This is a genomic window from Pseudobacillus badius (assembly GCF_002189605.1).
Classification (GTDB): domain Bacteria; phylum Bacillota; class Bacilli; order Bacillales; family Domibacillaceae; genus Pseudobacillus; species Pseudobacillus badius.
Window position 1 is genome coordinate 295,919 of the sequence record NZ_MWMM01000004.1, and the last position, 24,769, is coordinate 320,687.

The window sequence follows — 24,769 nt, forward strand, 5'->3', positions numbered from 1 at the left end:
ACTCACCTCCGGATTTCTATCAAAAACAGAACAACCTATCCTTTTAAGTCCTTTGGCAATCCAAGAATACGCTCCCCAATCACATTTTTCTGTATTTCTGTCGTTCCGCCGGCAATCGTTGCACCGAAGGACTGTAAATACTGGTTTTGCCAAGCAAAAGCCGATGGGGCATCGGTTCTCCACAATGTACCAGCCGGTCCCAGAAGCGATATGGCATAGCTGGTAATTTCCTTGCTTAGTTCGCTGCTTACAAGCTTATCAATAGACCCTTCTGGACCCGGATATCCTTGTTTAATTGTTGCTGTTAAATGACGATAATAAGTCAAGACAGCGGCACGCACCCGCGTATAAAAGCCGGACAGATCTTTTTGCACAACAGAATCCTCTATCAGGGCTCTGCCGTTTCTGATTGTGGTTTTCGCCATCTGAACCAGTTCATCGAACATATCTTGCAAATGAAAAATAGTTCCCGCTACACCAACGCGTTCATGCATTAGAAGGGCCATTGCTACTTTCCAGCCTTCATCGACAGTGCCTACAATATCCTCATCATAGGCTAGTGCATCGTTTAAAAAAATTTCATTAAAGTCATGGTCATCATTCATTTGATATATCGGTCTTACTTCGACCCCCGGCTGATTCATATCTATTAAAAAAGCGGTTAATCCTTTATGCCTTGCTCCTGGCTGACCAGTTCGGGCAAGTAAAAAACATTTATCGGCCATATGGGCAAAAGTCGTCCATACTTTTTGGCCATTAATCACCCAGCGATCCCCCTCTTTGACAGCGCGAGTCTGGATCGCTGCAAGATCGGAACCGGCGTTAGGTTCTGAGAACCCCTGGCACCAAATTTCTGTTCCGCTTAAAATTTTGTCAATATAGCGTTCTTTCTGTTGATCCGTTCCCATCTGCATAAGTGTCGGGCCAACCATATTAATCCCCATAAAGTTAATAACAGGAGGCGCTTTTACACGAGCCATTTCCTGCTGATAAATCACTTCTTCCATTAAGGTAGCTCCGCGTCCGCCGTATTCTCTCGGCCAGTGAATACCAGCCCATCCTCCTTCATAGAGCGTCCGCTGCCAATCTCTTAAAAATACAGCTTTTTCTTTATCTTCTTCAGGAAGTACGCGCTTGCCTGCAAGCCAGCCTTCCGGCAAATTTTCTGCTAACCATTCGACCAATTCGTTACGAAACTGTTCCTCTTGCGGGGAAAATGAGAAATCCATTGGCCATCCCTCCTCCAATTTGTTTCATGTTTCAACCGGTTTAGCAGGCAAGTCATCCAATTGCCAGCCCAATGCACATGCCACTATTTCACGGTGCTCTTCAATAGATCCTAAATATTGTTCACAAAAACGAGACTTTTTCACGTATAGGTGGCAATCTAGCTCTTCTGTAAATCCAATTCCCCCATGTATTTGGACATTCGCGGCAGCTGTTCGAATATACGCTTCCGTAATAAACGAGCGAGCACTATAAATAGCAGCTTTACGATCTTCTGTTTCGCCTTCTAACACCCAATTGGCATAGTAACTAAGGGAACGGGCTGTTTCTAAATCCAGCTTCATATCCGCAATTTTATGTTTAATCGCTTGAAAACGGCCGATCGGCTGGCCAAATTGCATACGGATAGATGCATAGTCTACCGCCATGTCCACAATTTTCTCCATGCCGCCTACCATAAATGAGCAAAGTGCTGCATTTAAATAAAGCAATCCTTCTTGAAATACCTCCCACCCTCCATGCAGCGGACCAATAAGACGATCTTTTGGCACGCGAACATTTTGAAAGGTTAATTCAGCAGTATATCGGGTTTCATCCATGCATTTTTGTCCTCTTATGTCTATGGCAGCGGTCCGATCAACCAATAAAACAGAAATCCCTTCTTGTCCCTTTCCAAAAGCTGTGCGCACTGGAATGATGTACGCATCTGCTTGGTCCCCATCTGGTACGATGGTCTTTATGCCATTTAAGACAAAATCTTCTTCTTTGCAAGCAGATAGCTGAATATCAGCAGGACTGTATTGTTTCCCCGGCTCCAGCCAGGCGATAGAAACGGTCTTTTCACCGGCTGCTATTCCGGGCAAAAATCCGTTTTTCAGCTCTTCTGAACCATATTTATCTATCAACGGCACCGCTAAAGCCAAAGTCTCTATATAAAGTCCCGGCAATAGCACACGCCCAAATTCTTCAAGAACGGGCACTAGATCAAGCGGCCCTAATCCTAGCCCGCCATATGCTTCAGAGATAGGAATGCTGTAGCAGCCAAGCTCTGATAAACCGCCTTCTACCACTTTCAACTTTTCTCTGTCACCCCGTATAAATTGCCGGGCCGTTTTCATCCCCTCATTATCCTCCAAGTGCTTTCTCACATATTTACGAAAAGTTTCTTGGTCTTCATTCAATGAGAAATCCATTTACCGCACCTCCTTTGATGTTAACGGCCAATATCTTTTGGCAGCCCCAGAATCCGTTCGGCAATTGTATTTTTTTGCATCTCACTTGTTCCTCCGCCAATTGTCATCCCAAATGAATAAAGAAAATTTTCCTGCCAAGATGAATGAACTGGCGCATGTTCCTTCCACAAAACCCCAGATGGTCCTTGGATGGATAAAGCATAGGAAAAAATCTCCTTCGTCAATTCGCTCACCATCCACTTATCCATTGACCCTTCAGCTCCAGGGTGTCCGTTTTTTAACGTTTTTGTTAAATTTCGATAATAATTTAAACGTGCACCCTGCACTCGGCTGTAAAAGTCAGCCAGCCTTTGTCTAACAAGCGGGTCTCTTATGAGGGGCCGATCATCTCGCTGCAAAAATTTTGTCAACTTAATTAAATCGTTAAACTGCTTTTCTAAAGTAAACACTTGCCCTCCAATGCCAGTTCTTTCGTGCATCAGCAGAGCAATTGTTACTCCCCACCCTTCATGGACTTTGCCGACAATGTCGTTATCATGCGCTACTGCATCCGTTAAGTAGACTTCATTAAACTCTTGCTGACCATCCATTTGTACAATTGGCCGAGTTTCAACTCCTGGTTGATGCATATCCATAAGGAAAACCGTAATGCCTTTATGCTTTTTATCAAATTGTCCGGTTCTCGCCAGCAAAAAACATTTATCGGCTAGATGTCCAAAGCTGGTCCATACCTTTTGTCCGTTAATCAGCCAACGGTCTCCAACACATACGGCGCTTGTCTGGATCGCTGCTAAATCCGAGCCGGCATTCGGTTCCGAATAACCTTGGCACCAAACCTCCTCGCCCGTGAGTATTTTCTTGACGTACCGTTCTCTCTGCTCCTCCGTGCCAATTTGCATGAGCGTCGGGCCAACCATATGAATACCTACATAATTAATGAGTGGCGGAGCATCTGCATAGACCATCTCCTGCTGATATACAATTTCTTCCATTATCGTAGCATCTCGGCCACCATACTTTTCAGGCCAGGCAATGGCAGCCCAGCCGCCATCATATAGCTTTCTTTGCCAGTCTCTAAGAAAGTCTGCATACTCCTTATCATCTTTCGGTAACCTTTTCTTGCCATCAAGCCAGCCTGGCGGTAAATTCTCCTGCAGCCAGCTCCTTAACTCGCGGCGAAATGCTTCCTCTTTTTGCGTAAATTTGAAATCCATTGTCTTCCACTTCCTTTCTTCAACTAATTTGTTCCCATTGTGGAAGTGCCCGACCTTCAGTAATATCTTCCCAGATCATTTTGACAGGCAGTCCAATTTGAACTTCTTGAGGACCGCACTTTAGAATATTTCCAATAATTTTGACTTCAGGTGCACAATCAAGTGTCACTTGCGCAATAATAAGCGGCAGGTCCGCCTGGAAACCCGGCAGAAACGGCCGGTAAGAAACAACATAAGAAAAGACCTTTCCTGTGATCTCGCTTCCTAAGTTCTCCCACTCCAATTCCAGGTTTCCGCACGAGGCACATGCCGGTCCAGGAGGATGCGCATAAGATTGGCAACGCTTACATTTTTGCAAGACCAGTTCATGTTGATCTGCTCCATTCCAATAAGGACTGTTATCGATCGTTTTCACCGGCATTGGCTTTTCATATCCCATCTTGGCACCTCCTAGTTTCTCAGAATCATTGCTCCGGCAATATCTGGTCCTGCCCAGCCGGTACAAATACCGATTTCACAGTCTTTTACCTGCCGTTCTGTATCTTTATATTCATGCCGCAGCTGTCTAACAATTTCTAGAACGTTATTCATGCCGTGTGTATAGCCTTCAGCGAGCATGCCGCCTGCTGTATTAGTTGGCAGCTTCCCGCCCATCCGCAGATTTCCCTCCGCCACAAATTGCCCTACTTTCCCCCGAGGGGCAAAGCCATAAGCTTCCAGCTGCCGAAGCACAACCCAGCTATAGCAGTCATAAATGGCGGCCACATCAATATCCTCTGGTGTAACACCTGCTTCTTTATATATCACTTTCCCCACATAGTCAGAAGCAACCTGTGACAAATCCGACCAATAATGAGCGTGCGGATGACATTGGCGAGCAGATAAACCCATAATATAAACCGGTCTTGACTTGGTACTCTTTGCCCGATCGGCCGAGGTCACTATAATAGCATTCGCTTCGTCCGATTCCAGGCAAAAATCATGCTTGTTAAAGGGATAACTTAAGTAAGGTGTCTCTTTATATTCATCCATTGTTAAGGGACGCCCGTAGAAAAAGGCTTTCGGATTTCGCTGTGCATGTTCATAGAAGCTCGTGCATACATAACCAAGGTGTTCTTGTGTTAAGTTCGTCTCATACATATGGCGGGTAGCAAATAAACCAAACCACTGAGCTGGACTGCCTGCCCCATAAGGAATGATAAAGCTGCCGCCATCAAGAGCCTCCTGCAGCATGTTCACATCCCATCCTCCACCACCCATTCGAATGCCTGAACGTCCATTCATTGCCCGAAAGATCAGAACGGTGTGCACCATTCCAGTCTCAATCAACCCGATAGCATCGGCTATTAACATTTCTGTACTGCTGCCGCCTCCTAAAATATCCTTTACATACTTAGGACGAACCCCAAGATAGGTTGCCAATTGATGGGATGTACACGAATCATTTTCACTGTAGCTCATAAAGCCATCAATATCGCCTGCATGTATTCCCGCATCCTCAATTGCTGCCCGTGCAGCATTTAGCGCAAGATGAAGGGGCGTTGTTCCCGAATTTTTGGACCTTTCACTTTCGCCAACACCCACAATCGCATAACGATTTTTAACTATTCCCATCTTCACATCCCCTTCAACTGTATCTTTATAAAAAGCGCAAGACCGCCTGCCCTAAACCAACTGTTTCTCCAGTTATTTTTTCTGCTCTAAGCTCCACGGAAACAAACGGCTGTCCTTCTCTCTCATAGACATCTTCTACGATTCCCTTGCATATGAGGCTGTCTCCAGGCCGTGTGATCTTGCCAAAACGCATTTTAAACTTGAAAGGCTCTGCCTGATCGCCAGCCAAGCTCATCATATATTCTCCCAAGAACCCCATAACGAGCATGCCATGGGCAACCACACCGCCCATTCCAATCCTTTGAGCGAAGTCATCATCTATGTGCAGCGGGTTAAAATCACCAGACGCTTCTGCATACTTTGCGAGCTGCATCTTTGTAACAGGAGGCTTTACCAGGGGAGCAAGCTGTTGTCCTTTTTTAAGAGATGTATATACAAGCATATTTAAGAGACCCCCTCCTCAGCCGGCAAGCTCCGGTAGATAATGTTTAAGCGGCTTATAACCACCATTTTACTTTCTTCGTCTTTCACTTCAGTATCAACGATCAAACATTGCATTTTGCCATTTTTGCCTTCACGCTCATACAGATCACGAATTTTCATTTGACAAAATAACCGGTCACCCGGGCGAATCGGCCTGTAATAAATAAATTCCTGCTCCCCATGCAGCATTCGCTTCTCATCCAGCTTGATCGGAAAACTCCCTTCACTGCCTGATCCTATGACAACAGGGAAGGTCGGAGGGGCAATAATACCTTTATAAATCGTCTCAGAGGCATATTTCTCATCGGCATATAAAGGATTATGATCACCAAGTGCTTCGGCAAATTGGCGAATACGGCTTTGCTCGACGTTAAAAGAAAACACTTCTCCAGCTAAACCAATTACACTTTTATCAAGTTCCATTTTGCCGCTCCTTTCGTGCTTAATTTCTTTTATAATTTGAATATTATAAATTATTCAACGATAAAACAATGTATATTTTCACATAGTTATATGGTTTTTTATGTATAAATATCTATTAATAGTTATTAAAAAAGTTGTTTCCACTCATTAGGTGGAAACAACTTTTACATCATCAGACCTATTAAAATTTCAGGAATCTACTAAACCAAAAGACTCCTTTAAATGACATGCCAGCTGCAGGCGCAAAACATGCTCCGGGTTATTGAAGGAAAGTTGCAGGCAGTCTTCTATTTTACGCAGCCGCTGATAGAGGGTATTAATGTGAATATGCAATTTTTTTGCTGTCTGTGAAGCGGACTGATTCGATTCAAAATAGGTGATCAGCGTTTGTTCAAGTGTATTGTTTAGACCATTTGATGTATTCAAGGGCATAAATACATCTTCTAAAAAACGTTGCATTTCCTCTATATTCTGGTTCACAAAAAGGCGGTTCACACCAATCGAAGAGTATTCAATGCAACCAGTCACCTTTCTCGAAACGAAATATGACTGGGCTATCTTCGCTTCTTTATACGTTTTTTCAACCATCTCAATTCCTGTGTATACAGAACCAATGCCTCCGCTTAAGACAACCTCTTTTGATTGCTGCCACTGCTTGACTACTTCATTCAATTGTTTTTTTAAATGGGTAAATTGCTCACTTGATGATAAGCTGGCAAGAAGTGTGACTTCGTTGTGGTAACCGTATAACATTTGAATATACGGAGCAAGCTCTTTCTTCAATTGGGCGATTAAACGGCGGACATGCGCTTCCAGCTTTTCAGGATCGATATAAGCGGAAAATTGAAAGGCTACTGCCACATAATCAACTTCTCTCTCCAAACCGAGTTCTCTTGCTTTTTCAAGCCGGACAGAAGAATCTTTCGTTTGCAATAGCGCGCTGAATAATTCTCTTTTCTTTTTATAATAAAACTCAACAAGGTTTTGCTTTTTGACAAGTTCCAGTGCAAGCACTGAATTCCCTTGCTCTAAAGCCACGTGATCAAGTTGGGTGAGCGGTTTTTCCGCCGCAATAATGAGGCATCCCAAGATAATGCTGCCTGAACGGATCGGATAAAGGTAATGCCATGTGCTTTCTGATTTAACAATGTCATAATAGGATTCCTCTGTGAGAGAAGATAAATAGTTCTCCAGGTCTTTAAAAGCAATATTGTCGGGCAGCTGTTTCGCCTTAGGTATGCACTCGTTTTCCAGCAAGTCAACAAACAATAGGGGAAAGCCGATCATTTTATTTAATTCGCGAATGACCTTGTTCACACCCATGCTTTGCATCGACAATTTTGTTAATGTCGCATGAATGTGATCCCTTTTTACTAATAAGTCATTTTGCTTTTTTAAATCTGTAAACAGTTGGGCATTCCTCATAGCAATCCCGATTTGTGGAGAAAACCCCCTGAGTAAATGTAAATCCTCTTCAGTAAGGGGATGTTGTGTTTTAATCTGGCATAAGATCATGACACATTTTGTTTGTCCGTTTACATCAATCGGAGCTGCCAGCATAGTATTTACATGCCTTGTAAAGTCATAAGACCAATCCCAATATCGCCTATTTTCCTCTGATACTTTTTCCATTTCTCCTTCTCCCAATTCCGTTAAATCATGGAACAATTTAGGTTCAGCCATTTTAAATGTTTGGCCGATAACTCCCTCGCCTATTTTGAACTTCATATTCCAAATGCCTTGCATTAACTTTCCTGACGATGCTTTACATACGAGACGGTTGGCTGCATGATCATATAGCCAAAGCGTACCCAGATCGGCATTAGGAATAACATCCATTGTATTAGATAGTATACTGGCAAACAGTTCTTCTAAATCAAGAGAGGAGGTAGTATTGACAATACTGTCGATCATTTTATTCAACTTGTACTCTCCGGTTTTGAGGGCATATTCAGCATAACAAGGATAAAGAAGATGAAATATCAATTGAAGAATGTCTTCTTCCAGGAACTTTTCTTCAAAAAAACGCACACAGATTTGATAGCCTCCCGGATAGCTGAAATATAGATAGGTACATCCGTTCCAACATTGGTGCGCAGCCGGTTCAACTGTTAGAATAGCTGGCGGTGCTTCTTCTTCTTTTTCTGCTGTCGTTCCCCCTTCACAGACCCATGAAGAGGCGTGAGGAATTTTTATCCACAAATCATATACTCCGGCTATGCCCCACTTTGTCAAAAAGGATTCAAACAGCACCTGATTATACATCATATCCCCCCTGTTTATTGTTTAAAAGAAACGCGTAGAACAATAGACATAAATAAAGCCTGTTTAATAGGATAACCTCTATTGTATATATCGTAATTTTTTCATAAAATTCAGTCAATAAGAAGAGTGATCATAAATACAAGGGGGCTATACTTATTATGCAAAAGAATGTTATCGCCAGTAACCGAAAATCGATTTTGTTTTTTCTAGTACTTGGTTATACGTTAGCCAGCATGGATCGCTTCTTTATTAACTATGCCGTCTTGCCGATTTCAGAAGATTTGAAACTGGATGCTTCAGCTATGGGAGTCATTCTGAGTGCCTTTTTTGCCGGCTATGCATTGATGCAAATTCCCGGCGGTTGGCTTGCTGACCGATTCGGCGCGCGCATTGTCCTCGTTTCCTCTATTACTGTTTGGTCTATTTTTACCGGACTGACCGGAGTTGCCTGGTCCCTTGTTATACTTATTGCTATCCGCTTTGTATTTGGCATGGGAGAAGGCGGTTTTATTCCAGCAAGCGCCAAAATGATTGCGCTTTCATTTCCTAAGAAAAGCCGCTCACAGGCTATGTCCGTTCTCCTTTCAGCAGCTGCTTTGGCTGGTTTGGTTACACCCATTATTGCTGCCAGCTTAATCGGAACTATCGGCTGGAGAACGATGTTTATTTATATCGGAATCTCCGGTGTGGTGATGGCAATATTGTTCTGGCATTTTTTAAAGCCAAAGTTTGTAAGCGGCCCCTATCTGGAACCACATCTTCCGTTAAAGGAGGACGTAAATCCCGCTATCTCAAAAGGAACGGTCAAATTACTTTTTAGAACACCCGTAATGTGGAGCCTGATGATTGCTTCTTTCTCTATGTTTTTCATCAACTGGGGGACCGCTTCATGGCTGCCGACTTATCTAATAAAGGAACGGGGGCTTGATTTGCTTTCTTTAGGGATGCTGCAAATGATTCCTGCTGCTACCAGTATCATTTTCATGCTAATGAGTGGATATTTAATAGACAAAATGCATGCCGGCAGCGAGAAATGGTACGGTGCTGTTTGTGGCGTAGGGCTCGCTGTATTTGTCTATTTGATGTTTAATGCATCCAACGTCACAATGTTTATCATCTATCAATCGATTTTACCATTTTTTATGACAACAATCACTATTTTGGTGAATGCACTGCCGTTGAAATGGCTGCCTGAATCTGTAGGAGGATCAGCGGTAGGCATGGTAAACTTTGGAGGGCAACTCTCCGGCTTTATAGCACCGCTCTCTATCGGTTTTATTGTTGATGCCTCTGGCGGTTCATTTTCCCTTGTTGTCTGGTTACTTGTGATCTGCGGACTCCTATGTTGCCTTTCTTTTCTGACACTTCACTTTAATAAAGATGTTATTTTCTTGGCAGAGACTGGAGAAGTGCTAGCTAAACAATGAGTCCGTATATGTCAAGGGCACTATTGAGGCTTATGCAAAAAACCCCCGCAGAACTACTGCGGGGATGGACTTTTATTAGACTGTTTTTATTGACACTGCACTTTGCCGATATGAAAATCCAGTTGCTTCACATCGCAATCTGTGAATCGGTCACGGAATAAGCACATAACATCAGCACCTTTTCCTTTCGGGGCGAACGTCAAAATAGTCGGCCCTGCGCCGCTGATAACGGTAGCGTAAGCTCCTGCAGTTTTTGCAATGCTTCTTGCTTCTTCCAATTCTTTAATCAGCTTTAGCCGATACGGTTCGTGAAATTGGTCCTTTTCCATCAGCTTCCCGGCAAGTTCATAATTGCCGGCCGATAAAGCCGCCAGCAAGACATTGGCTACAGCACTTGCTTCAACTGCTTGCTGCCTTGTAAAGCTTTCCGGAAGAACGCTGCGGGCATCACTTGTCTTTACTTCATAAGGCGGAATCAGAACAACTGCCTCTACAGCCGGAACGGGAAGCTGGACAATCTCCGCTTCTTCACCGAACGAGACGCCTGCCACCATCCCGCCAAATAAAGCCGCGCCAATATTATCAGGGTGGCCCTCCATCTGATTGCCGATTTTCAACTTGTCCTCATCAGAAAGCTGGAGATCCGCATACCGGTCCGCCAGTTCAATGCCGGCGGCAATCGCTGCTGCGCTGCTGCCGAGCCCGCGGGCCAGCGGAATATCGCTGGCCATGATAATATGCAAAGGCGGCAAAGTACCGCCATAAGCAGCCGCCGTTTTTTCCGCCGCCTGATACACAAGGTGCGACTTATCATTTGGCAACCCTTCCAGCATCGGCGAACGATGCTCAAAATGCCATTCAGCAGCAGGTGTAATCTCTAGTGTTAAATACAAATTCAATGCAAGCCCAAGGGAATCAAACCCAGGACCGAGGTTGGCCGTGCTGGCCGGCACCTTCATTGTTACCGGTGCACTCATGCACGAACCACTCCTTCAATAAAATCAAACACAGCTTTTTCTTCATTCGGCAGTACCACCGGCTTTTTCGCAATTTGATTAATCGCTGTTTGCGGATCTTTCAAGCCATTGCCCGTCAGCACTGCTGCCACTGTAGCCCCAGCTGGAATTTCGCCTGATTTGCGCTGCTTAATGATGCCCGCGATGGACGCACAAGAAGCCGGCTCAGCGAAAATGCCTTCTTCTTTTGTGATTAATTCAAATGCAGCGAGAATCTCCTCATCTGTGACAAGGTCGATTTTGCCGCCGGATTCATCCCTTGCAGCTACGGCCTTATCCCAGCTTGCCGGGTTGCCAATACGAATTGCTGTAGCCACTGTTTCCGGCTGTTCGATTACCATGTTTTTGACGATGGCCGCAGCACCTTCCGCTTCAAAGCCATGCATCTTCGGAAGACCTGTGCCGAACTTTTCATTGTACTCTTTAAAACCTTTCCAGTATGCTGTAATATTGCCGGCATTTCCAACAGGAATCGCCAGAACATCCGGTGCTTTTCCAAGCTGGTCGCAAATTTCAAACGCAGCTGTTTTTTGCCCTTCAATCCGATACGGGTTTACCGAATTCACAAGTGTAATCGGTGAATGCTCACTAATGTTGCGAACCATTTTTAAAGCATCATCAAAGTTTCCTTCGATCGATACAATCTCAGCTCCATACATCATTGCTTGAGCAAGCTTGCCCATGGCGATTTTCCCTTCTGGAATAACGATGATCGCGCGCATGCCGGCTCGGGCTGCATAGGCGGCTGCAGCCGCCGACGTATTGCCGGTAGAAGCACAGATGACTGTGCTGCTTCCTTCTTCTTTCGCTTTGGCTACGGCCATTACCATGCCGCGATCTTTAAACGAACCAGTCGGGTTGGTTCCTTCTGTCTTTACATGAAGATCAATATCAAGCTTCTTGGATAAGTTGTGAAGCGGGATCAACGGAGTGTTCCCTTCCATTAAAGACAGTTCCGGCGTGTTCTCCGTTACTGGCAAAAATTCTTTATATTGTTTAATTAAGCCTTCCCATTTCATTTCGCTGTTCCCTCTCCTTCAACCCGATAGAAGCTTTCGACTCCCTTGACTACATCGAGGTCTTTTACTTGTGATAATACATTTTGATAGTTTTCCATTGATGCGTTATGAGTAACAATCACAATTTCTGCCACTCCCTCTTCTTCAAGCGGCAGCTGAAGAATTTTTTCAAAGCTGATCGAATGGCTGGAAAATAGTTTCGTCAGCTCAGAAAAAGCCCCAACCTCATCACGGACGTGCAAGCGGATAAAGTATTTGGCGAAGCGCTCATTTGCAGCTTTCAATTGGCGGTCAAATTGCGGCGCCAGGGCACTGCGGCCATTTACGCCTAAACGCATGTTTTTGACAACCGCTAAAACATCACTGACAATCGAAGTAGCAGTCGGCAAGCTGCCTGCTCCCGGACCGTAGAACATTGTTTCACCAACGGCTTCCCCATACACATAAACGGCATTATATTCATCATGGACCGAGGCAAGCGGGTGATCGTTTTCCAAAAATGTCGGCTGAACGCTTACTTCCGCACGATCATTCTCCTGGTCAGCATAGCCAATCAGCTTCATTGTGTAGCCGAGCATGCTGCCGTATTTCAAATCGTCCTTTGTCACGCTCGAAATGCCGCTGACAGATACATCATCGAGTTCAATATCCATTGAGAAAGCAAGTCGCGCAAGGATAGCCATTTTGCGTGCGGCATCTAAGCCCTCCACATCAGATGTCGGATCTGCTTCAGCAAATCCTAAGTCCTGGGCATCTTTTAAAGCTGTTTCATAAGAAAGTCCGTCTTTTGTCATCTTCGTCAAAATATAGTTTGTTGTCCCGTTCACAATTCCCATCATTTTCTGAATCTTATCAGAAGCAAGACCATCAGCAAGGCCTTTAATAATCGGAATTCCGCCTGCTACACTTGCCTCATAGAATAGGTCACAGCCATTTTCAGCAGCGATTTTTTGCAACTCTGAACCATGAAGGGCAATTAAATCCTTATTTGCAGTAACAACTTGTTTTTTCGAATTTAAGGCGTCTATTATGTATTTCCGTGTTTCTTCAATTCCGCCGATGACTTCAACAATCACATCAATTTCCGGATCATTGATGACGTCATATGGATCTGTAGTGAGGAGGCTGCTGTCGAGTTCGACATCTCGGACTTTGTCCGGATTCTTCACTAGGACTTTTTTAATTGATACCGGGCATCCTACTTGGTGAACCAGCTGTTCCTGATGATTTTGAATCATCTTTACCACTCCTGTACCAACTGTGCCTAACCCTAATAAACCTACTTTAACGTTGTCTTTCACAATTCCTCACTCCCGTGTTCATTTGTAGTGTACATTTGTTTTTATATAGTAGACATTATATATGCTTCCTTTCCTTATTACAACCTATTATGCTAGTAAAATAAAATTCTTGCCGCTTTTCTAAATTTTATAAAACATCTTTTCATCTTTCAATAACAAAAAACGGCGGTTACTGCAAAACAGCCTGATCGGCGATTTTGCTTTTTCTCTATCTCCCCGGCTGCTGTTTATCTACATGGACAGAAAAATAAATGCCCATTCTTCATTCTTTTCTCACAAATATTTTTTATACTATCTCCGTAAAGAATAATTAGGGGGCACTACAATGAAAAAATGGATGTATGTTATCTCAGCAGCTGCTGCTTTAAGTCTGGCAGCTTGCTCCGGTGGAGAAAAAGCAGAAGAGGCAGAAAAAGCAACCGCCAAAAAAGCGCAAACAGAAACGGCCCAAGCTGATCAGACAGCTAAGGAGCAAGAACACAAGCACGAAAACGGCGAGCCTCATGACCAAACAACGTGCGCGTTTTGTGAAATGAAAGTCTATACAATGGATGAGGAAATGGGACAATTCACCGCGAAAGCGACTAGCGAAGACGGTGAAACACTGTTCTTTGATGACGTCGGCTGCATGCTGAATTATGAAAGAAAAACCGAAAAGCCAGCGAAAGAACGCTTCGTGCGCGACTTTAATTCATTAGAATGGATTCCGTTTGAACAAGCTAAAATCCAAAAAACAGATGTAAAAACACCAATGAATTATGGGTATGCTTTCTTTAAAGACGAAGCGAGCGAGCAGGAATTCACAAAAGCCCATGCGGAAGCCAAGCCAGCCTCCATCGAAGACATTGATGCCATCGCCAAAGAACGCTATATGAAAAAGATGAACATGTCAGATGAAAAAATGGATCATGACGGACAAGATCATGGTCACGAGGAAAGTGAACAGGGCGAGCACGGCCATTCATCATAAAATGAAAAAACAAATAAAAAACACCCGCTCGGGTGTTTTTTATTTGTTATATTCCTTAAATAATGCCTCATCAAGAGAGGAATGGCCTTCTAACAGCTTCTCTATGCGTTCATGGACAAATAAGCGGCCATCCTGCAGAAAGGCCAGTGTATCGGCCAGCTCTTCCACGACCGTTAAAATATGCGTTGTAAATAAAATGGTACAGCCTTCTTTCTTTTTCTCCAAAATAATTTCCTTCACTTGATGCACCCAATAAGGGTCGAGTCCGTTTGTCGGTTCGTCTAAAATAAGAATCGGTGCATCAGCAAGCAAGCTTTGGGCGAACGACAGCCGCTGGTGCATGCCTTTTGAATATGTGCTTACCTTACGATCTGCATGCTCAGTCAACCCGACAAGTTCAAGCAGTTCTCTTACTTTGCTGTCTCCCACATTTTGCAGTTCAGCAAAGTATGTAAGCGATTCTCTGCCTGTAAGCGCCAAAGGAAAAGAAAGGTCATCAGGCATGTAAGAAAATTGCGAACGAAAGGCTGCACTTCTCCCGTTCGCATCCACTCCATTTAACCGGATCGTGCCTGAATCCGGCGTGTAAATCCCTGTCATCATCTTAATTATGGTACTTTTGCCGGCTCCGTTGCTGCCGCATAGAGCCAGGCATTCTCCTTTTGCTACTTGAAAAGACAGCGGATAAATAATACTTCGTTTCTGGAAAGACTTGGACACCTGTTCAAACACGATCATAACCTTTTCCCTCTTTTCATTAGACGGCTGGAAGCGAGCAAAGGACCCGCGACCCATAGGACGGCGGCTGCCGCAAACATCAGTCCGCCGGCTGCACTATTCGCCCAGATGGTAAAGTCATAGATGGATGGCCCAAAAACGGTTCCTCCCCCTATAAATAAAACCGTAAACACCCGTATAAGCTCCACCGGGTTCAAAAACACGGACACCGTCAAGATCGGCAGCACCCATCCCGGACTTGCTGCCATCGTTGCTCCCATCATCATAAACTCATAAAATAGCACAAAAAACGCCCAAAGAAAAATCCCTATGCCCAAGGCTTGCAGCCGTCCTCCCGAGAGAACGCCCACAAACACAGACAAGGACAGGAACATCAAAACAAGAAGCAGCGACATTCCGTAGAAAACAAGGAGCAATTGACCATTTCCACTGGCAAATTGATAGAGGAACAAGCTCGATATTCCATACCCGAGCGATAAAACGGCAACAAGCGAGATAGCAAGCCCGATAAATTTTCCAATAATCAGCGAAAGCGGCGCAAGCGGATAAGTGAGAAGCAAAGCCATTCTGCCATCCTCTTTTTCGCCGGCAATTAATAAACTCCCTGACAATAAGGCAAGTAAAGGCAGCAAGAATAAAGAAAGATTCAAAAGGCTCGCTGTCGTTCGGGTAAATCCGGCAAACTCTCCGGCAGTCTGCCCGCTGAAAAAGACCACAATGCCTGATAACACTACAAATAACCCTGCAAAAATAAACAGCCACCTGCTCCTGAAGGCTATCTTTATTTCATGACGAGCGATCGTCCAAACGGTCACTGCTGCGCCCCCCAATCATGCTTCCTTATATCCTCTAAATTCATTCGCTTGCCTTTTCCTTCTTCAGCCATAAACTGCTGAGCGCTTTTTTCATCAGCAAATGATACTACCCCATACGACATGGGAGTCCAGTAGCTTTTATTATAAAGAAAAAGCGCTTCGTTCAGTTTCACCCAATCACCGGTTTGAACGTCCCTCACATACGCCTCCCCGATGTTTTTTTCTTCCTCTTGATTCAAGTATTCGATCATGCAGCCAATATCGTCAAAGGTTTCTACTGTTCCATCTGTTAAAACCACTTCCGTCGCGTATTGCGTAGCTGCAATGCTCATGTTGCATATATCACATACATCAATATCCGGGTTAATTTCCACCGGCTCATAGGCGTGTTCTTTGCCGCAGCCTGCCAGCGCAAGTACGGAGAAAACTAAAAAAATAAGTATCCGCTTCATGTTTCCCTTCTCCTTCTCTGTTGAATGAAATAAAGCAGCCCGCCCGCAGCACCCCCACATATAAACAGCAAGCTCATGTAGGAAGGGGCTTCCTTGCGGACATTAGTTACTAACGGGTAGCGATCTGTACCATCCTCTTCTCCTTTTAAGGAAAACAGCTTTTCAACTGACTGCCACACATGAATAGCCGGGCTTTCAAAATAAAATTGCAGATGCGGATAGCGATACAAAAGCTGGCTATAGCCAGCTGCGCTTTTATACGGCACCTCTCCAATTCCATCTCCATCCAAGTCATACGAACGATAATCGTCCCAATAGTTGCCGGATTGTCCGTCATCAAGAAAAAAGGGCTGTCCCGATAGCTTCGTTTGAATCAGGTTCCCCTCCATTCGGTTCTTCCTCATTTGAATTTCGCGGTTTTCCCCCTCCGTCGTGATGCCGATATAGTTGCCTGCTATTTCATTCTCTTCCATTAATACCGCCTTTGCTGTCTGTAAAGAAAGGCCGTTGTGGTTGTAGAGCACCTTGTTGCGAAGCAGCTGAACGTCCTCTGTTTCATAAATTAATACACCGTATCCCCGGTAATTGACATGCTGCTCCAGCCGATTTCCCTCTATTTGGATACCGCTTGAGTTCATGGCCATAATCCCTGTTATATTGTTGGATAACTGATTAGACTCGGCTCGATTTTGGTCAGAGAACATAAAATGAAGGGCATACCTGGAATCGCTGATTCGATTGCCTTTCAGCAGGTTATCAGACGAGTCGTCTATATATACGCCATCCTGTACTTGTTTGATTGTATTGTTCGTCAGCTTATTTTCATTCGTTGACAGCAAATGGATGCCGTTTCCCCGGGTAGAAAAATGGCCGGTATAACTGGAAATAGTATTGCCTGTTATCACATGCCGGCCGCCTCCTCTTATGTAAATCCCATATTGAACATTGTCAAAACGGTTGTTTTTTATCTTTGCCTGCTTTACTTTCTTTAACAGCAAGCCCGCTTCTTGTGCTCCCTTTCCTGATTTCTTGATCGTCAGACCGCTGATGCTGACATGATCCGCCTCCACCGTAATCACAGTGCCATTCTTTTGGCCATCAATAACGACGCCCTTCCCGCCAATAATGGTAATCGGTTTATCGATCACGAGCGGGCCTTTATATGTGCCTGCAGCTAAGCGAACCTCGCTATTAGCAGGCGCTTCATCTATCGTTCTTTGTAAATTGGCCGGCTCCGCACCAGTCTTCCCAGGCCAGCCGACAATGAATAAAGCCAGTGCCAACAGTGCCGCTTTTTTCTTCACTGTGCCACCTCCTTCTTTCTTTTTTTATAAAAAAATTGTGAAGAAATGAAGAAATAAAAACGAACCTTCTATGACTTCTCATTTAAGCATCAAAACAAATGCCCACATCAGCACCTGCCTCAGCCGGCTGGTTGCCTGACTGTACGCAGATCACTGATATGGGCAAGTAGATAATCATGGCTTCCGGCACTTCCTTTTATACAATAGGCAGCTAAAATGGCCGGTCAGCTGTTTTTGTAATCACTGAGGCTGCTCTCCTCCTGCATCCTGTCGACCTTGTCCTCTATCCTTCTTAAACGTTCATCCTGTTTTTTCATCGAACGGACAACCTGGACAATCAAGAGAATGATACCAATCGGAATAAGCAAAGAAAATAGCTGAAAAATCACATCTCCTACATTAATCATCGCAGTCACCTCCTGTTTTCTATGTATAAACTTATTATACCTGATTTTGGAAAAGTCTCCTTGTGTTTTTGCAAAAGATAACAACCTTGTCATCATTCAGGCTGGCCGTTTGAAGGAGCCTTCTTTTTGTCCATCAAAAAAGAACCGCCCCAAACCAGGTTTGAGAACAGTTCTTCCTGCAAGCGATTATTTATTAAAATCAAATTCACTAAGCGAATCTGCATGGCTGGCAATCATAGCGATAATGGTATTTGCTTCTTCCTTGCTGAAAATAAAATTCGTTTCATCCTCCAAAAGTTCATTATCGACAGTTTTGATCCGGTTCACGCGCCGAAGAACGCCGTCTCCCGTTTCTTCAATCACGCCAAACTGATACGTCACTTCCACCTCATCCTCATGGGCATACGCCGTTACCTCTGGAGTGGACCACTCTACATCAATCTGTTCAAACACTTCATCGTCATCAGCTTCGTCTTCCATTGCCCATTCATGGTCCTCTTCCCAGCCGCTGACGCCTTCCATAAATTCATGAAAGCTTTCATGAACCTCGTCAATAATGTCTTCAATATCCGGAAGTACCGTTTTAGACATTTGTTCCCTGTCTAGCTCTAAGGTTTTCACATAGAATTCTTCATTATGCGGGTCAAAAAATAATGAGCAAAAGTATTCACTCTCATCCTCGCTCGTCTCAACAAAAAACTCAATCCTGGGATGCTTTGCTGCTCGGTCAACCGTCATATGGCCTACTTCATCGTATTCATCACAGATTGACTCCAAATAATCTTGCAGCTCCCCGCTTACCCGGTCAAACCATTCCAATGACATACTGCATCCCTTCCTTTCATATAATCAAGCTTAGTATGTCTATTGGATTGTTATTTATTCATTTTTATCCATTGCCTGTTGCCGCAGGCTCTTTCGGCTGATTACAAATGTATACAAATAAACCACGAGCCCTAGAAACAGCAAGCCCGCACACGCGCCGGCAATCACATCTGTTAAATAATGAACACCTAAATAGACACGGCTCACAGCAATGAGCGTCACGAGGACAATTACTGTCAGCCGCCACGCGGTGGAATGATGATTTCCTTTGCGAAGAACATAGATGAATAGATAAAACAAAAAACCGAAAAAAACAGTCGCATTCATTGCATGACCGCTGGGAAAACTGTATCCTCCGGCCTCGATCAGGGAATTGAAAGCCGGACGCTCTCTTTCAAACATCCATTTAAGCAAATGATTTGCTCCTCTTGATCCCCAGAATGCCAGCATGAAAAAGCAGGCCTCCCAGTAGTGCCGTTTTATTGCCAATCCAATCGAAACCAGCACGGCTGCAGGCAGAAGTGTTTTGATCGAACCCATTTCGGTAAATAGATAAAAGAAGCTGTTGAAAAATCCTGTCCGTATCTTTTCAAAAAATAAAATAATGGACCGATCATACGTTTCTAATAGCTGGGAGTTGACCATCACTGCTAAGAGTGTGAAAAGCAATAAACTGCCCCAAAAGATCGTTTTTTTCATCTTTATATAACCTCCGGCCTGTCCAAACAGCACATTGTTTCCATTCCTCAATATAATTGTATGGGTCAGCGCGAAAAATGTAAATGATCAGCTGCAGCGTTCAATCCTCTTGAGTGATAACAACCTCTTCCTCTTTCAGCGAGGACTTCATCAAAATCTTTCGCTAGCAGCCCCTCTCTTGTTGTATAATACGTTAAGATGCCCTCACACATCTTGATCATGCATGCAGAAAAAATCGAATGGCGTCGCATATTTAGACTTTTTCCCTGTTTTTAGAGCTTATAGGCATTTTCCCTTCTTTTCTCGACAAAAAGATTGAGTTATTATTAATAAGGGTAATAGTTGTTGTGCTATTTGCGACTTTCTTTTATTATCAAATTAAGCGCATAGAATTTCAGAAACTGTTCTTTATTAATTGATAGATTAATAAAACTCAGTTGTAAAGGAGCTTTATAAATTGGACCTACAACTTTTTTTAGCTTTCACGGTGTCGTTCATTACGGCTTTGGTCGTTACACCTTTTGTCATTAAATTCGCGATAAAAATTGGAGCAGTAGATAAACCAAATGAAAGAAAAGTACACCAAACCTTAATGCCGAGGTTAGGAGGCCTGGCTATTTTTATTGGTGTTGCGGCCGGCTTTTTTGCTTCAGGCCTGTACGAAGAGCGTGTAGCTACGATTTGCATAGGAGCCCTGCTAATTGTTGCGCTTGGCATTTTAGATGATCTGTACGAACTATCGGCTAAAATTAAATTTATCGGTCAGATTCTGATTGCTGTATTGATTGTCAGCTCAGGTTTAACCATTGAATTTATTACCATCCCATTTATTAACGAAAAGATTCATCTTGGATTTTTCGCTTATCCGTTTACAATTTTCTGGATTGTAGGAATAACGAATGCAGTCAACTTAATTGACGGATTAGATGGCTTAGCGGCTGGCATTTCATCAATTGGCATCGCGTCTATCGCCATTCTGGCAGCTCTTTCGGGAAAACAATTAATTTTAACGTTAGCTTTAATCGTTCTAGGAAGCACACTGGGCTTTTTGCGCTATAACTTCCATCCAGCCAAGATTTTTATGGGGGATACGGGCGCGTTATTTCTCGGATACGTTATTGCGATTTTGTCTCTGCTCGGATTGTATAAAAGTGTTACGCTCTTTAGTATTATCATTCCGATTATCATTTTAGGAGTGCCTGTGTTTGATACGATGTTTGCGATCATTCGCCGAATCATTAACAAAAAACCGATTTCGGCGCCGGATAAATCTCATCTTCATCACAGAATTTTGGATTTAGGGTTATCGCATAGGAATACCGTGCTTGTCATTTACGGCTTTGGCATTCTTTTCAGCGTTGCAGCCATTTTGCTGTCATCGGCTACTTTATGGGCTTCACTTGCCATCTTGCTGTTGTTGCTCGCTGTTCTTCACATGATTGCTGAGCTCGTTGGTGCGGTGGGAGAACGATACAAAACTTTCTCCAAGCTGTATAGAAAATTATCCGGCAGATCTTAAATTGACACCGTCTATATGTACATGCGATAATTACTCTATAGTTTACATCTGCTTGATTTCAATTACCTGATTGGAGGCTGAGATGGATGGCGGCAAATGCTGAAACAAACAAAATCTCTGTAGATTCAACCGTTTCTTTAAAGGGTATCGTGAAAGCCATTTTTAATGATACAATTCACATACAAATTGGCGGGAAAATCATTACCTTACCTGCCTCACAAATTACTCCCTAATACACGCAAAAAGACAGTCTTAAAAAGACTGTCTTTTTTATTTGAATAAGGCTTTAAAATAATACAAGGAAGAAAAAGGATTGATTGTTCTCGACTGTCAGAATGGCAAGCAGCCCCTTTTTATTCAAACAAACCTCGATTAAACGAGCCCTTCTTCCTCTGCTCCCGGCAAAAGAATACAGGCAGTCGTTCCTTTTCCCACCTCACTTGAAAAAACCAACGTGCCTTTATGGTTCTCAATAATCTGATTGCTCACCATTAGCCCTAGCCCTGTTCCTTTTTCCTTACTCGTATAAAACGGTTCAAATAAACGCTTTACTCTCTCTTTTGGAATACCCATTCCTTCATCGCAAACCCTAATCATCGCATATCCGTCCGGCTTCGCCATTGTTTGTATAGAAATATTTCCCCCTGTTGGCATCGCTTCAACAGCATTCTTAATTAAATTCATCATGACCTGCTTAATTTGCTTAGATTCACAATAGACCAATGGCAGCGAGGGATCACATTCAAGATCGAGCTGTATATTATTTAACAAAGCTTCAGGCCTCATAAAGTCGACAATATCCGTTAAGTCTTTATTGAGGTTCTTTATTTCCAGCTTTAAATCTTGTTGAGGCTTGGCAAGGAATAGGAATTCATTCATAATAAATTCAATCCTCTCTAGCTCCGACAGTAAAAGCTCCTGATAAGGAGTGTTTGTTTCCTGCCCGAGAAGCTGCAGGAATCCTTTAATAGTCGTTAAGGGATTTCTGATTTCATGAGCAATGCCGGCCGCCAGCTGTCCGACCATTCCTAGCTTATCCCATTTTTTCACTAGAAGATCTTGCTCTTTCAACGGAGTAATATCATAAGATATACACATATACCGGCTAATTTTCTCTTCCTCGCCGACGATCGGAATTATTTTCGTCAATACCCATTTGGAGAACTCTTCTTCTACCTGCAGCTCAAATTCCATTTCCCGCGGTTTATCTGAGGGCGTAGAGAAATAGCCCTGTAACTCTTTCAAGCTGACATTACGTATTTTGCTGCTCACAATCTCCGGATTTTTATAGGACTGTTCCACGCTAAACCCCCAAAAAGACTCAAAAGAAGGGCTGGCATACAAAGGCTCATTCTTTTCGATATCGTAAATGCAAAGCACCTCGTTAATATTTTCAATGCTGTCGAGAAGCAACAGCTCCCCCTCTCCTATCTGCCTTTTTGACTTTTCAGCAGTTGTCTCTGTATCTACTAAACAACCAACCATTCTCATCCATCCGTCCTCAGCCTTTTCTGATGTCTCCCAACGAAGAGAAAAGCAACTATCGTTTTGAAGAAGGCAACGATGGGTAAATGGGCGAAAAGGTTCATCTTTTTTTCGAAAGAGCAGGTTTTTCTCTACCTTTTCTCTATCCTCAGGATGTACAAATGTCACAAAAGAGCGATCTGATGCTTCCGATAAAGAACACTGTAAAAGCTGTTCAAATGGCAAATTTAAAAATTTAATTTGCCCCTTGCCATCTGTTAGTAAAAAAAGCTCTTTTATACTATTACTAAGCCACTCCATCGATTCAGACAAGTGCTTCTTTTCTATGCTGTGCTCCGCCACTTCTATTCCCCCATCATTTTATATGCAAAACTGTCAAAGCAGTAAAATTATCATTACACTTATTCAAGCTATATCTATACATATATACGTACTTTCATCCTAGATATTACTAAAGAATAAACATAATCTCAATAAGCTATCTAAGAAATGCTCCCATGATTATATGCTCTTCGGTGAGTTCAATCGGTGAACACTTTTTTGAATTTTACACATTTTGCTTTAAGTGAATTCAATCCTGCTCAGTTGTTCTAAAGTTGTCAAAGCTCCTGCACCGCTCATGAGTAAAATATGATAAACTAACAAAGCATAGATATATTTTAAAAGGAAAAGAGGGGGAAAAATGCGAAGTGACGCAAAAATAAATAGAAGTGTTCAAGAAGCCTCTCTAGCCATGCCAAAACAGCATTTATCGAATGTTTTGGCGGAAACTATTAAGACAGGCATTATTAAGTCGAATCTAATCGCTGTATTAGCTGGATTGGCGTTAGCGTTATATATAAATGACATAAGCCCGGTTGAAAAACTCCCAGAAATTCTTTTGACCCTGATTGGGGCCGCACTTGTTATTGGATCAGCAGGCACCTTTAACAATTTGTACGACCGTGATATTGATTCTGTCATGGAGAGAACGAAGAAACGACCAACCGTGACAGGGGCCATTCAGCCCAAGCCAGCCCTTGTCCTAGGTATTTCAATGGCCTTAACAGGACTGATCATTCTTGCTTTAGCCTCGCCGCTTGCATCATTTTTCGGTTTTTGCGGACTGTTTCTCTATGTTGTACCCTATACTATGTGGACTAAACGTCATACGATTTATAATACGGAGATTGGAAGCGTTTCTGGAGCGATGCCTCCTCTTATAGGGTGGGCTGCCATTACTTCAGATTTAATGCATCTGGAGCTTCTTGGGCTTTTTGTCATTATGGTACTTTGGCAAATGCCTCACTTTTATGCTATTGCTATTCGAAAATATGATGAATACAAAGCCGCGAATGTACCAATGCTTCCAGTGGTGAAAGGATTTAAGCGCACCTACTTGCAGACTAATGTATACCTGACAGCTTTAATAGCCGGGAGTTTGCTGTTTATCCCTTTAAATATCGGTATTACAATCGTCGCCTTTCTGTTGAGCAGTGCCTGGCTAGCTTTAAGTATCATCGGCTATAAAAAAATGTCACCGAATAAATGGGCAACCACGATGTTTATCTTCTCACTTAATCATCTCACGATTTTATTTGTCGTCATCATTGCCTATTGTCTCATTGGTACTTTGTTTATATAAGCAGCCACTAAACATCAAGGCCCTTTCGTCAAGCGAAAGGGCCTTGATGTTTAGCACCAGTGTCTAAGAAGTATAGAAAAAAGCTGGTCTTTTAGACTGCAGACAAACTCAATGAAAATTGAGGTTTATCCGCAGTCTTTTTTATCTTGCTTATAAATGGGGTCTGTTGATTTCTATTTCAGGCGCTTCGCTTTCCGCGGGGCGGACGGCGAGCCTCCTCGGCGCCAAAGCACCTGCAGGGTCTCGCCCCTGTCCCGCTGAACTTAGCAGAGCGCGAAAATGGTCTGAATCACCGGCTAGGAGAGCTCTATCTTTCTCTCAAATGACTTGAAAACCATCTTAAAAAATAAAAAGAGAAGTTCAGAATGTGATCATTCCGAACTTCTCTGATAGACAAATTAAAAGAACAGCTTCTGCTGTTCTTTTTTTACTGCCCGGCAACGTCCTACTCTCACAAGGGGAAGCCCCTCACTACCATTGGCGCTGAAGAGCTTAACTTCCGTGTTCGGGATGGGAACGGGTGTGACCTCTTCGCTATCGCCACCAGACTGTATAAAATGGAAAGAAATTATTCTTTCAAAACTGGATAATATGTGTCAGTAACCGGCAATACCGTGCCATGGTTTGTTGCTTTACGCCATACGGCGTTTTGGTTAAGTCCTCGATCGATTAGTATTCGTCAGCTCCACGTGTCGCCACGCTTCCACCTCGAACCTATCTACCTGATCATCTTTCAGGGATCTTACTAG

24 protein-coding genes and 2 rRNA genes are annotated in these 24,769 nt (G+C 43.4%); 5 read left to right on the plus strand and 21 right to left on the minus strand.

All coding sequences use genetic code 11. The features are described 5' to 3' along the window. Window positions 1-35 precede the first annotated feature (35 nt). The 8 genes from B1A98_RS10455 to B1A98_RS10490 all read right to left on the minus strand — a co-directional run bounded on the left by B1A98_RS10455 (window position 36) and on the right by B1A98_RS10490 (window position 8,422). Entirely contained in the window at window positions 36-1,229 is a 1,194-nt protein-coding gene (locus B1A98_RS10455; protein WP_063384906.1) for an acyl-CoA dehydrogenase family protein, read from the minus strand. Window positions 1,230-1,253: 24 nt separating this feature from the next. Continuing rightward, window positions 1,254-2,420 (minus strand): acyl-CoA dehydrogenase family protein, encoded by a 1,167-nt coding sequence (locus B1A98_RS10460; protein WP_063384905.1) that lies wholly within the window; start codon window positions 2,418-2,420, stop codon window positions 1,254-1,256. A gap of 20 nt (window positions 2,421-2,440) precedes the next feature. Then, complete coding sequence (locus tag B1A98_RS10465) at window positions 2,441-3,634, minus strand: acyl-CoA dehydrogenase family protein (protein WP_063384904.1); 1,194 nt, start codon at window positions 3,632-3,634, stop codon at window positions 2,441-2,443. Between the two features lie 19 nt (window positions 3,635-3,653). Then, window positions 3,654-4,073 carry a Zn-ribbon domain-containing OB-fold protein gene (locus tag B1A98_RS10470; protein WP_063384903.1) on the minus strand — a complete coding sequence of 140 codons (420 nt, stop codon included), beginning with the start codon at window positions 4,071-4,073 and terminating at the stop codon, window positions 3,654-3,656. A gap of 11 nt (window positions 4,074-4,084) precedes the next feature. After that, complete coding sequence (locus B1A98_RS10475) at window positions 4,085-5,248, minus strand: thiolase C-terminal domain-containing protein (protein WP_063384902.1); 1,164 nt, start codon at window positions 5,246-5,248, stop codon at window positions 4,085-4,087. Window positions 5,249-5,273: 25 nt separating this feature from the next. Continuing rightward, window positions 5,274-5,690 (minus strand): MaoC/PaaZ C-terminal domain-containing protein, encoded by a 417-nt coding sequence (locus B1A98_RS10480; protein ID WP_063384901.1) that lies wholly within the window; start codon window positions 5,688-5,690, stop codon window positions 5,274-5,276. 2 nt (window positions 5,691-5,692) lie between these two features. Next, on the minus strand, window positions 5,693-6,154 hold the full coding sequence (locus B1A98_RS10485) for a MaoC family dehydratase N-terminal domain-containing protein (RefSeq protein WP_063384900.1): 462 nt from the start codon (window positions 6,152-6,154) through the stop codon (window positions 5,693-5,695). 189 nt (window positions 6,155-6,343) lie between these two features. Beyond that, the gene (locus B1A98_RS10490) at window positions 6,344-8,422 is read right to left on the minus strand and encodes a helix-turn-helix domain-containing protein (protein WP_082821740.1); all 2,079 of its coding nucleotides are present in this window, start codon (window positions 8,420-8,422) and stop codon (window positions 6,344-6,346) included. A gap of 155 nt (window positions 8,423-8,577) precedes the next feature. On the opposite strand from B1A98_RS10490, the gene B1A98_RS10495 reads away from it, so the two are divergent. Further along, on the plus strand, window positions 8,578-9,846 hold the full coding sequence (locus B1A98_RS10495) for an MFS transporter (protein ID WP_063384898.1): 1,269 nt from the start codon (window positions 8,578-8,580) through the stop codon (window positions 9,844-9,846). An 86-nt stretch (window positions 9,847-9,932) separates the two neighbouring features. On the opposite strand, the gene thrB is transcribed toward B1A98_RS10495, so the two are convergent. The 3 genes from thrB to B1A98_RS10510 are packed head-to-tail and all read right to left on the minus strand — an operon-like array spanning window position 9,933 to window position 13,182. Further along, complete coding sequence (thrB, locus tag B1A98_RS10500; RefSeq protein WP_063384897.1) at window positions 9,933-10,823, minus strand: homoserine kinase; 891 nt, start codon at window positions 10,821-10,823, stop codon at window positions 9,933-9,935. Further along, window positions 10,820-11,881: a threonine synthase gene (gene thrC / locus B1A98_RS10505; RefSeq protein WP_041095858.1), complete on the minus strand. Its 1,062-nt coding sequence runs from the start codon at window positions 11,879-11,881 to the stop codon at window positions 10,820-10,822. Before thrC ends, thrB begins: the two co-directional genes overlap by 4 nt. Further along, window positions 11,878-13,182 carry a homoserine dehydrogenase gene (locus tag B1A98_RS10510; protein ID WP_041095857.1) on the minus strand — a complete coding sequence of 435 codons (1,305 nt, stop codon included), beginning with the start codon at window positions 13,180-13,182 and terminating at the stop codon, window positions 11,878-11,880. The genes thrC and B1A98_RS10510 overlap by 4 nt, the downstream gene beginning before the upstream one ends. Before the next feature lie 325 nt (window positions 13,183-13,507). Between B1A98_RS10510 and B1A98_RS10515 the strand changes: the two genes are divergently transcribed. After that, window positions 13,508-14,152: a nitrous oxide reductase accessory protein NosL gene (locus B1A98_RS10515; RefSeq protein WP_063384896.1), complete on the plus strand. Its 645-nt coding sequence runs from the start codon at window positions 13,508-13,510 to the stop codon at window positions 14,150-14,152. Between the two features lie 39 nt (window positions 14,153-14,191). Here B1A98_RS10515 and B1A98_RS10520 read toward each other — a convergent pair whose 3' ends face one another. The 7 genes from B1A98_RS10520 to B1A98_RS10550 form a co-directional block, all read right to left on the minus strand. Further along, entirely contained in the window at window positions 14,192-14,890 is a 699-nt protein-coding gene (locus B1A98_RS10520) for an ABC transporter ATP-binding protein (RefSeq protein ID WP_063384895.1), read from the minus strand. Then, on the minus strand, window positions 14,887-15,705 hold the full coding sequence (locus B1A98_RS10525; RefSeq protein WP_063384894.1) for an ABC transporter permease: 819 nt from the start codon (window positions 15,703-15,705) through the stop codon (window positions 14,887-14,889). Before B1A98_RS10525 ends, B1A98_RS10520 begins: the two co-directional genes overlap by 4 nt. Then, window positions 15,702-16,157: a nitrous oxide reductase accessory protein NosL gene (locus tag B1A98_RS10530; protein WP_063384893.1), complete on the minus strand. Its 456-nt coding sequence runs from the start codon at window positions 16,155-16,157 to the stop codon at window positions 15,702-15,704. The genes B1A98_RS10525 and B1A98_RS10530 overlap by 4 nt, the downstream gene beginning before the upstream one ends. After that, window positions 16,154-17,461, minus strand: coding sequence for a nitrous oxide reductase family maturation protein NosD (nosD, locus tag B1A98_RS10535; protein WP_063384892.1), 1,308 nt, complete (start codon window positions 17,459-17,461; stop codon window positions 16,154-16,156). The genes B1A98_RS10530 and nosD overlap by 4 nt, the downstream gene beginning before the upstream one ends. A 224-nt stretch (window positions 17,462-17,685) precedes the next feature. Continuing rightward, window positions 17,686-17,868, minus strand: a complete 183-nt coding sequence (locus tag B1A98_RS10540) for a hypothetical protein (RefSeq protein WP_063384891.1) — start codon at window positions 17,866-17,868, stop codon at window positions 17,686-17,688. 186 nt (window positions 17,869-18,054) lie between these two features. After that, entirely contained in the window at window positions 18,055-18,693 is a 639-nt protein-coding gene (locus B1A98_RS10545) for a hypothetical protein (RefSeq protein ID WP_063384890.1), read from the minus strand. A 54-nt stretch (window positions 18,694-18,747) separates the two neighbouring features. Continuing rightward, the gene (locus B1A98_RS10550) at window positions 18,748-19,392 is read right to left on the minus strand and encodes a phosphatase PAP2 family protein (RefSeq protein ID WP_063384889.1); all 645 of its coding nucleotides are present in this window, start codon (window positions 19,390-19,392) and stop codon (window positions 18,748-18,750) included. A 457-nt stretch (window positions 19,393-19,849) separates the two neighbouring features. Between B1A98_RS10550 and B1A98_RS10555 the strand changes: the two genes are divergently transcribed. Further along, a complete protein-coding gene (locus B1A98_RS10555; RefSeq protein ID WP_063384888.1) occupies window positions 19,850-20,911 on the plus strand; it encodes a glycosyltransferase family 4 protein in 1,062 nt (353 codons plus the stop codon). An 86-nt stretch (window positions 20,912-20,997) separates the two neighbouring features. Continuing rightward, on the plus strand, window positions 20,998-21,144 hold the full coding sequence (locus B1A98_RS20465; RefSeq protein ID WP_169713110.1) for a hypothetical protein: 147 nt from the start codon (window positions 20,998-21,000) through the stop codon (window positions 21,142-21,144). 139 nt (window positions 21,145-21,283) lie between these two features. Here B1A98_RS20465 and B1A98_RS10560 read toward each other — a convergent pair whose 3' ends face one another. After that, on the minus strand, window positions 21,284-22,738 hold the full coding sequence (locus B1A98_RS10560) for an ATP-binding protein (protein ID WP_063384887.1): 1,455 nt from the start codon (window positions 22,736-22,738) through the stop codon (window positions 21,284-21,286). Window positions 22,739-23,078: 340 nt separating this feature from the next. Between B1A98_RS10560 and cyoE the strand changes: the two genes are divergently transcribed. After that, on the plus strand, window positions 23,079-24,020 hold the full coding sequence (gene cyoE / locus B1A98_RS10565; protein WP_063384886.1) for a heme o synthase: 942 nt from the start codon (window positions 23,079-23,081) through the stop codon (window positions 24,018-24,020). A 432-nt stretch (window positions 24,021-24,452) separates the two neighbouring features. On the opposite strand, the gene rrf is transcribed toward cyoE, so the two are convergent. Then, window positions 24,453-24,568 (minus strand): 5S ribosomal RNA (rrf, locus tag B1A98_RS10570). 101 nt (window positions 24,569-24,669) lie between these two features. Further along, window positions 24,670-24,769: ribosomal RNA gene (locus B1A98_RS10575) — 23S ribosomal RNA — on the minus strand; the annotation flags it as partial.